Source organism: Actinomycetospora flava (assembly GCF_037400335.1).
GTDB classification, from domain to species: Bacteria; Actinomycetota; Actinomycetes; order Mycobacteriales; family Pseudonocardiaceae; genus Actinomycetospora; species Actinomycetospora flava.
In genome coordinates this window covers 81488-88193 of sequence record NZ_JBBEGM010000021.1, presented here as the reverse complement: position 1 = coordinate 88193, position 6706 = coordinate 81488, and the positions used below count along the sequence as shown (strand labels likewise).

The window sequence follows — 6706 nt, the reverse complement described above, 5'->3', positions numbered from 1 at the left end:
CGAGGGCGTCCCACGCACCACCGCGGCGGGCCGGGGCGGCCCGGGGGGGGGGGGGGCCGCGCGGGGGGGGGGGGGGGGGGGGGGGGGGGGGGGGGGGGGGGGGGGGCGGCCCGCCCGCGCCGGGGGGGGGCCCGGGCGGGCCCCCCCCCCACCACCGCGGCGGCCGGCGTCGCCCGAGGGGCGTGCGACGCCGGCCGCCGGGTCGCTACCGGCTCAGTGCCAGTTGGAGTCGCGGTGCCAGTTGGAGTCGGCGTAGTGCCAGTTCGAGTCCCGGTGCCAGTTCGAGTCCGCGAAGTGCCAGTTGGAGTCGCGGTGCCGGTCGGCGTCCGCGAGGTGCCGGTGGGAGTCGCGGTGCCAGTTCGAGTCGGCCACGGGGGGTCCTTTCGCCGAGAGCGGGGCGTCAGCGGGACGGGGCGTCCCGCCGACACGGACGTGGTGCAACGCACACGCTGTGTGGTGAACCCGAGTCCACTGTCCGAACACTGATCTTGAGTTGCACAGCGTTGACGGAGAGCGACCGCACTGTCACATCCGGCCGCACTCCGCGTCACATCCGCCCCTCGATGCTGGTCAATGACGCTCTGTGTGACCAGACGGCGACTGGGCGTCAACCAACGGGGTGATCTCTTCCCAATGGGTGACGCCTGCTGCCGAGATCCACAGGTCGTCGGTACCGTGTTCCGCACGCGGTCGCCGCCCGTTGCGAGTGCCGCCTGAGCTGGAGGGGGTCACTCATCGTGACGGCGCGTGAACCCTGGAGGGGTCCTTCCGACCCCGGGTCCGCGCTCACTCCCGCGCCCGGAGCAGTCCCGCCCGATCGTTCGGTACGCGCAGTCACCGGCGCGGACCTACCGGACGGTTCGGGCGGTGCCGTGCGTCCCTGGCGTCCCGCTCGCCGGAACCGTCACGGCGCCTCCGGATCGGCCACCGCGTCCGGAACGCCCGATGTGGCGCAGGCCACACCGCAACGGCGCTTCGACCCCCGCCGGTGCGACCCGCGCCGCTGGAGCCTGTGGCAGGCGCCGCGCCGGGTGGTCGTCGCCGTGCTCGTCATCGACGTCCTGGCGGTCGCGCTCTCGCTCGCCGTCGCCGGGATCGAGCCGGTCGGCACCGCCGACTGGCGCGCGCTGGGGCTGCTCGTCCTCGGGCTGGTCGTCCACGTCGAGACCGCGCGCGGCATCGAACGGCGCCGCGAGGTCGTCGCCGACGGCCAGCCCTACATCGAGCTGAAGTCGGTGTGGAGCTTCGCCGGCCTCCTGCTGCTCCCCCTCGGGCTCGCGCTCGCCCTGGTCGTCATCACGTTCGCCTACTGGTGGATGCGGGTCTCCCAACGGCCCGTCGTGCACCGGTGGACGTACTCCGCGGCGACGGTGCTCATCGCGTCGGTCGCCGCGTGGGGCGTGCTCGAGCTGGTGCCCGGCGGCCTGCTGGTCAAGGTCGCGGGCCCGGTCGGGCTCGCCGTGCTGGTCGCCGCCGGCCTCACGCGCTGGGTCGTCAACCACGGCCTCGTCGTGTTCATGATCTGCCTCAACGCGCCGGGCACGCCCTGGTGGAAACGGCTCGGCGCGCCCACCGACACGCTCATCGGCCTCGGCGCGCTGGCCCTCGGCGCCGCGCTCGCCGTGGTGGCGCTGACGACGCCGTGGCTGCTGCCGGTGCTGCTCGTCCCCGTGATGGGCATGCACCGCGGGTTCCTCATCCAGCAGTTCGCCCGCGCCGCGCGCACCGACCCCAAGACCGGGCTCGCCAACGCCTCCGCCTGGCGCGACCAGGCCGACCGCGAGCTCGCCCGCCTGCGGCGCCGCGGCGGCGAGCTCGGCGTCATCATGGTCGACATCGACGCCTTCAAGGGCATCAACGACCGCTACGGGCACCTCGTGGGCGACGCCGTCCTGCGCGCGGTCGCCGACACCCTGCGCTCCGAGGTCCGCCCCTACGACGCCGTCGGACGCTTCGGGGGCGAGGAGTTCGTGGTGCTGGTCGCCGAGGCCGGCCCCGAGCAGGTCGGCACCACCGCCGAGCGCCTGCGCCGGCGGATCAGCGAGTGCGAGGTCACCGTCTCCCCCACGCTCGGCGGCGGCACCGTCCGCGGGCTCACCGCGTCGATCGGCACGGCGTCGTACCCCGAGGCGTCGCACGACCTCGACGGCCTCATGGTCAGCGCCGACACGGCGCTCTACGCGGCGAAGCACGGGGGGCGCAACCGCGTGGAGTGCGCCCCCCCACGCTGAGCCTCAGCGGAACGCGGCGATCCCCGTGACCGCCTGCCCGATCGACAGGGCGTGCATCTCCTCGGTGCCCTCGTAGGTCAGGACGGTCTCGAGGTTGGTCATGTGCCGGAACACCGGGTACTCGAGCGTGATCCCGTTGCCGCCGAGCACCGTGCGCGCCGTGCGGGCGACGTCGAGCGCGGCCCGGACGTTGGCCATCTTCCCGAAGCTGACCTGGGCCGGGTGCAGCTGCTCGGCGTCCTTGAGCCGCCCGATCCGTGACGCCGTGAGCCCGGCCTGGTTGACCGCGACGACCATGTCGGCGAGCTTGCGCTGCGTCAGCTGGAACCCGGCGATCGGCTGGCCGAACTGCTCGCGGTCCTTGGCGTACGACAGGGCCGCCTCGTAGCAGTTGCGCGCCGCGCCGACCGCGCCCCAGAGGATCCCGTAGCGCGCCTCGTTGAGGCAGGACAGCGGGCCCTTGAGGCCCGCCACCTCGGGGAACACGGCGTCCGCGGGCAACCGCACGCCCTCGAGCACCAGCTCGGCGGTGAGCGAGGCGCGCAGCGAGAGCTTGTGCTTGATCTCGTTGGCGGTGAACCCCGGCGTGTCGGTGGGCACGACGAACCCGCGGATGCCCTTGCTGCCCGCGTCCGGGTCGGTCTGCGCCCAGACGACGGCGACGTCGGCGAGCGTGCCGTTGGTGATCCACATCTTGGAGCCGTCGAGCACCCAGTCGTCGCCGTCACGACGGGCGCGCGTGCGCATCGATCCCGGGTCCGAGCCCGCGTCGGCCTCGGTGAGCCCGAAGCAGCCGAGCGCGTCGCCCGTGGCCATGCGCGGGAGCCACTGCTGCTTGTGCTCCTCGGAGCCCCAGCGGTGGATCGCGAACATCGCGAGCGAGCCCTGCACCGACACGAAGCTGCGCAGCCCCGAGTCGACGGCCTCCAGCTCGCGGCAGGCCAGGCCGTAGCTCGTGGCGTTGGTACCGGCGCAGCCGTAGCCCTCGAGGTGCATGCCGAGCAGGCCCAGCGAGCCCAGGCCCTTGGCGATGTCGCGGGGCAGGGAGTTCAACTCGTACCACTCCGCGATGCGGGGGGCGAGCTCCGCGGCGGCGTAGTCGCGCACCGCGTCGCGGATGTCGCGCTCCTCGGCGCTCAGGTCGGCGTCGACGGCGAGGAAGTCGCTGGGATCGGGAAGTGCGGGGGCCATGCCCTCACGGTAGGCGGTCGACGGCGTCCGGACCGGCCCAGAACTGGGCGAACCCCGGATGCAGTGGCAGGTCCGACACCTGGGCCACCGGCGTCCAGCGCAGCTCGGTGGCCTCGCCGTCGGTGGGCTCGAGCGCCGGCGCCTGCTCGGTATCGAGCCGGGCGTGGACGGTGACGTAGGACCAGCCGCCGTGGTCGTCGACGGTCTCGTCGGTGAGGCGGACGCGGGCGGCGTCGACGCCGGTCTCCTCGGCCGCCTCCCGCAGCGCGGCCTGCCGCGCGGTCTCGTCGCTGTTGCGCGCGCCGCCGGGGATGCCCCACGTCTCGCCGTGGTGACTCCACCAGACGCGGTGCGCGAGCAGCACGCAGTCGCCGTGGCGCAGCAGGAGCCCCGCCGCGCCGAACCGGCCCCAGTGCCGGTGCCCGGCGTCGCAGACCACCCAGCCGTCACCATCACCGCGTCGAGGGGTCGAGCTCCGCTCTGCTTCGTCTCCCCGCACGGCGATCACGGTAGGCCGCCCGCGGTGTGCGCGCCGGGCAAGGTGGGAAGCTCGTGCGTCATGAGTGAGGTGCCCCCGTTCGGGGCCGAGGAGGAGCTGCTGCTCGTCGACCCCGTGACGGGGGTCCCGCGCGGGCTCGCCGGACGCGTGCGCGACGCGGCCGACGAGGAGCTCGACGGCGAACTGCGCAGCGAGCAGGTCGAGACGGCGTCGGCCCCGCACCGCGACGCGACCGCCCTGGCCGCCGACCTGCGGCGCCACCGCGACGTCGCGCAGAAGGCGGCCGGCGACGCCGGGGTCGACGTCGCTGGGCTCGCCACGTCGCCGATCGCCCCCGACGACGGCAGCGAGGCGGGCCCGGTGCCCGGCGGGCGCTACGGGCGCATCGCCGACCGCTTCGGGTCGGTCGCCACCGCCCAGCTGACCAACGGGCAGCACGTGCACGTCGAGGTCGCCTCCCCGGAGGAGGGCGTCGGCGTGCTCGACCGGATCGGCCCGTGGCTGCCGGTGCTGCGCGCGCTGGCGGCGAACTCCCCGTTCTGGCGCGGCGAGGACACCGGCTACGCCAGCTACCGCAGCGTGGTGTGGTCGCGCTGGCCCTCGGCGGGGCCGACGCGGGTGTTCGGCTCCCTGGCGGCGTACGACGCGGCGGTCGAGGCGATGCTCGCGACCGACACGCTGCTCGACGACGCGATGGTCTACTTCGACGCCCGCCTCTCCCGCGAGCTCGGCACGGTCGAGGTGCGGGTGGCCGACGTCGGGCTCGAGGTCGACGACGCCGTGCTCGTCGCCGTGCTCTCCCGGGCGCTGGTGACCACGGCGGCCCGCGCGCACCGCCGCGGTGACGACGTGCCCGAGCCCCCGGTCGAGGCCCTGCGCCTGGCGCACTGGCGCGCGGCGCGGTGGGGGCTGTCGGGCGACCTCGTCGACCCGCGCTCCGGACGCCCCGCGCCCGCCTCCGAGGTGCTCGACGCCCTCCGCGCCCACGTGGGCGAGGCGCTCGCCGACGCCGGCGACACCGACTGCGCCCGCGACGGGCTGGCGCGCCTGCTCGCCGACGGCACGGGCGCCGACCGCCAGCGCGCCGCCGCCCGGGCCGCCGAGGGCGACCTCGCCGCGGTCGTGCGCGACGCCCGGGAGCGCTTCGCGCGCTGAGGAGTCATCCTGCGAACGGCGCCTGTGAGAGGCGCCGGTCGCCACGGGTCGGTACGGCGAGCACCCCGCGAGCGGCACGTCCCGCAGGCCACGACCTCGGTCGATCACGCGCACCGCGCCGGTCGCGCGGGGGTCAGGGCCGCAGCGGCACCACGGCGGCGTGGGCGGCGATGCCGCGGGCCATGGTGCCGAACACCGCCGGCGCGCCCGCGAGCAGCGCGCGGCCGTAGACCAGACCGGCGAGGCCCGTCGGCACGAAGCGGACGGCGAGGCGCAGGTGCGAGCCGTGGCCGGAGACGTCGGGGTCGGCGGCGAGCTCGAGGGTCAGGCGGCCGGGCGCGCGCATCTCGGAGCGCAACCGCAGCAGCACCCCGGGCTCGACGGCCTCGACGCACCAGCCGTCGACGACGTCGCCGACCGCCAGGGGCCGCGAGCGCGGGCGTCCGCGGTAGCCCCCGACACCGCCGAGGAGCTGGTCGGCCCAGCCCCACACCGTCCACGCACCGAGCGGGACGAACCAGCCGGCCTCGCCGCCGATCCCGTCCACCACCGACCAGAGCTCGGTGACGTCGGCCGGCGAGGGCTCGACGGTGCTCCAGGAGTAGACCGTGCCCCCGGAACCGGCGGGGTCGGTCGGACCCGCGAGCGCCGGGTCGTCGACGACCACCGCGGGCTCGGCGGCCTGCCCCAGCGCCGCGCGGACCGCGGCGTCGTAGGTCGTGCGCCCGCCGGGCGGGGGCCCGATGACGGTGAGCACGTCCTCCTCGGCGCACACGAGGTCGTCGGCGAGGGACTCGATCAGCGGGGTCGCCAGCTGCCGCGACAGGGGCGTCAGCGCCTCGACGACCCGCCCGGCGAGGGCCGGCCCGCCCGGCGGCACCGGGACGGGCACGGGCACCACGACGCCCTGGGCCAGGCCCGCGAGGCGCAGGTAGCGGCGGATGAGCTCGAGGTAGCTCAGGACGTCCGGCCCGCCGATGTCGAAGCGCCGGTCGACGTCGTCGGGCAGGTCCAGCGCGCCGACGAGGTAGTGCAGGACGTCGGCGATGGCGATCGGCTGGGTCCGGTGCGCGAGCCACGGCACCGCGGGCAGCACGGGGACGCGCTCGGCGAGGTAGCGGATCATCTCGAAGCTCGTCGACCCCGAGCCCACGACGATCGACGCCTCGAGCGCCGCGGTGGGGACGCCGCCGGCGAGGAAGACGTCGGCGACCTCCGCCCGCGACGACAGGTGCCGCGACGGCTCCGACGACGGCGACGGCCGCAGCCCGCCCAGGTAGACCAGGCGCCGCACGCCCGCGTCGGCGGCCGCGGTGCTGACGGTCCAGGCGGCGGCGCGGTCACGCTCGGGGAAGTCGGGCCGTTCGAGGGCGTGCGCGAGGTGCACCACCGCGTCGGCGCCCTCGACGAGTGCGGCGACCGCGTCGGCGTCGGCGAGGTCGCCCGCCACCGCGTCGACCTGCTCGGACCACCCGGTGGCCGCGAGCTTGGCCTGACTGCGCACGAGCACCGCGACGTCGTGGCCCTCGTCGAGCAGGCGCCGCACGAGGCGCACGCCGACGTACCCGGTCCCTCCGATCACCGCGCAGCGCATGCCGCCATCCTGGTGCGCGTCGATCATCGCGGCACC

The 6706-nt window shown here is 75.6% G+C and carries 6 protein-coding genes; 2 read left to right on the top strand and 4 right to left on the bottom strand.

Features of this window, described 5'->3' with window-relative positions; translation table 11 throughout:
* Positions 1-213: 213 nt before the first annotated feature.
* Positions 214-372: a hypothetical protein gene (locus WCD58_RS31955; protein WP_337707185.1), complete on the bottom strand. Its 159-nt coding sequence runs from the start codon at positions 370-372 to the stop codon at positions 214-216.
* Between the two features lie 575 nt (positions 373-947).
* On the opposite strand from WCD58_RS31955, the gene WCD58_RS31950 reads away from it, so the two are divergent.
* Positions 948-2231, top strand: a complete 1284-nt coding sequence (locus WCD58_RS31950; protein WP_337707184.1) for a GGDEF domain-containing protein — start codon at positions 948-950, stop codon at positions 2229-2231.
* 3 nt (positions 2232-2234) lie between these two features.
* Here WCD58_RS31950 and WCD58_RS31945 read toward each other — a convergent pair whose 3' ends face one another.
* Positions 2235-3422 carry an acyl-CoA dehydrogenase family protein gene (locus WCD58_RS31945; protein WP_337707183.1) on the bottom strand — a complete coding sequence of 396 codons (1188 nt, stop codon included), beginning with the start codon at positions 3420-3422 and terminating at the stop codon, positions 2235-2237.
* Positions 3423-3426: 4 nt separating this feature from the next.
* A complete protein-coding gene (locus WCD58_RS31940) occupies positions 3427-3861 on the bottom strand; it encodes an NUDIX domain-containing protein (protein WP_337707182.1) in 435 nt (144 codons plus the stop codon).
* A 120-nt stretch (positions 3862-3981) separates the two neighbouring features.
* Between WCD58_RS31940 and WCD58_RS31935 the strand changes: the two genes are divergently transcribed.
* On the top strand, positions 3982-5076 hold the full coding sequence (locus tag WCD58_RS31935; protein ID WP_337707181.1) for a carboxylate-amine ligase: 1095 nt from the start codon (positions 3982-3984) through the stop codon (positions 5074-5076).
* A gap of 133 nt (positions 5077-5209) precedes the next feature.
* On the opposite strand, the gene WCD58_RS31930 is transcribed toward WCD58_RS31935, so the two are convergent.
* Positions 5210-6697 carry a DUF2867 domain-containing protein gene (locus tag WCD58_RS31930; RefSeq protein ID WP_337707180.1) on the bottom strand — a complete coding sequence of 496 codons (1488 nt, stop codon included), beginning with the start codon at positions 6695-6697 and terminating at the stop codon, positions 5210-5212.
* Between the last annotated feature and the right edge of the window lie 9 nt (positions 6698-6706).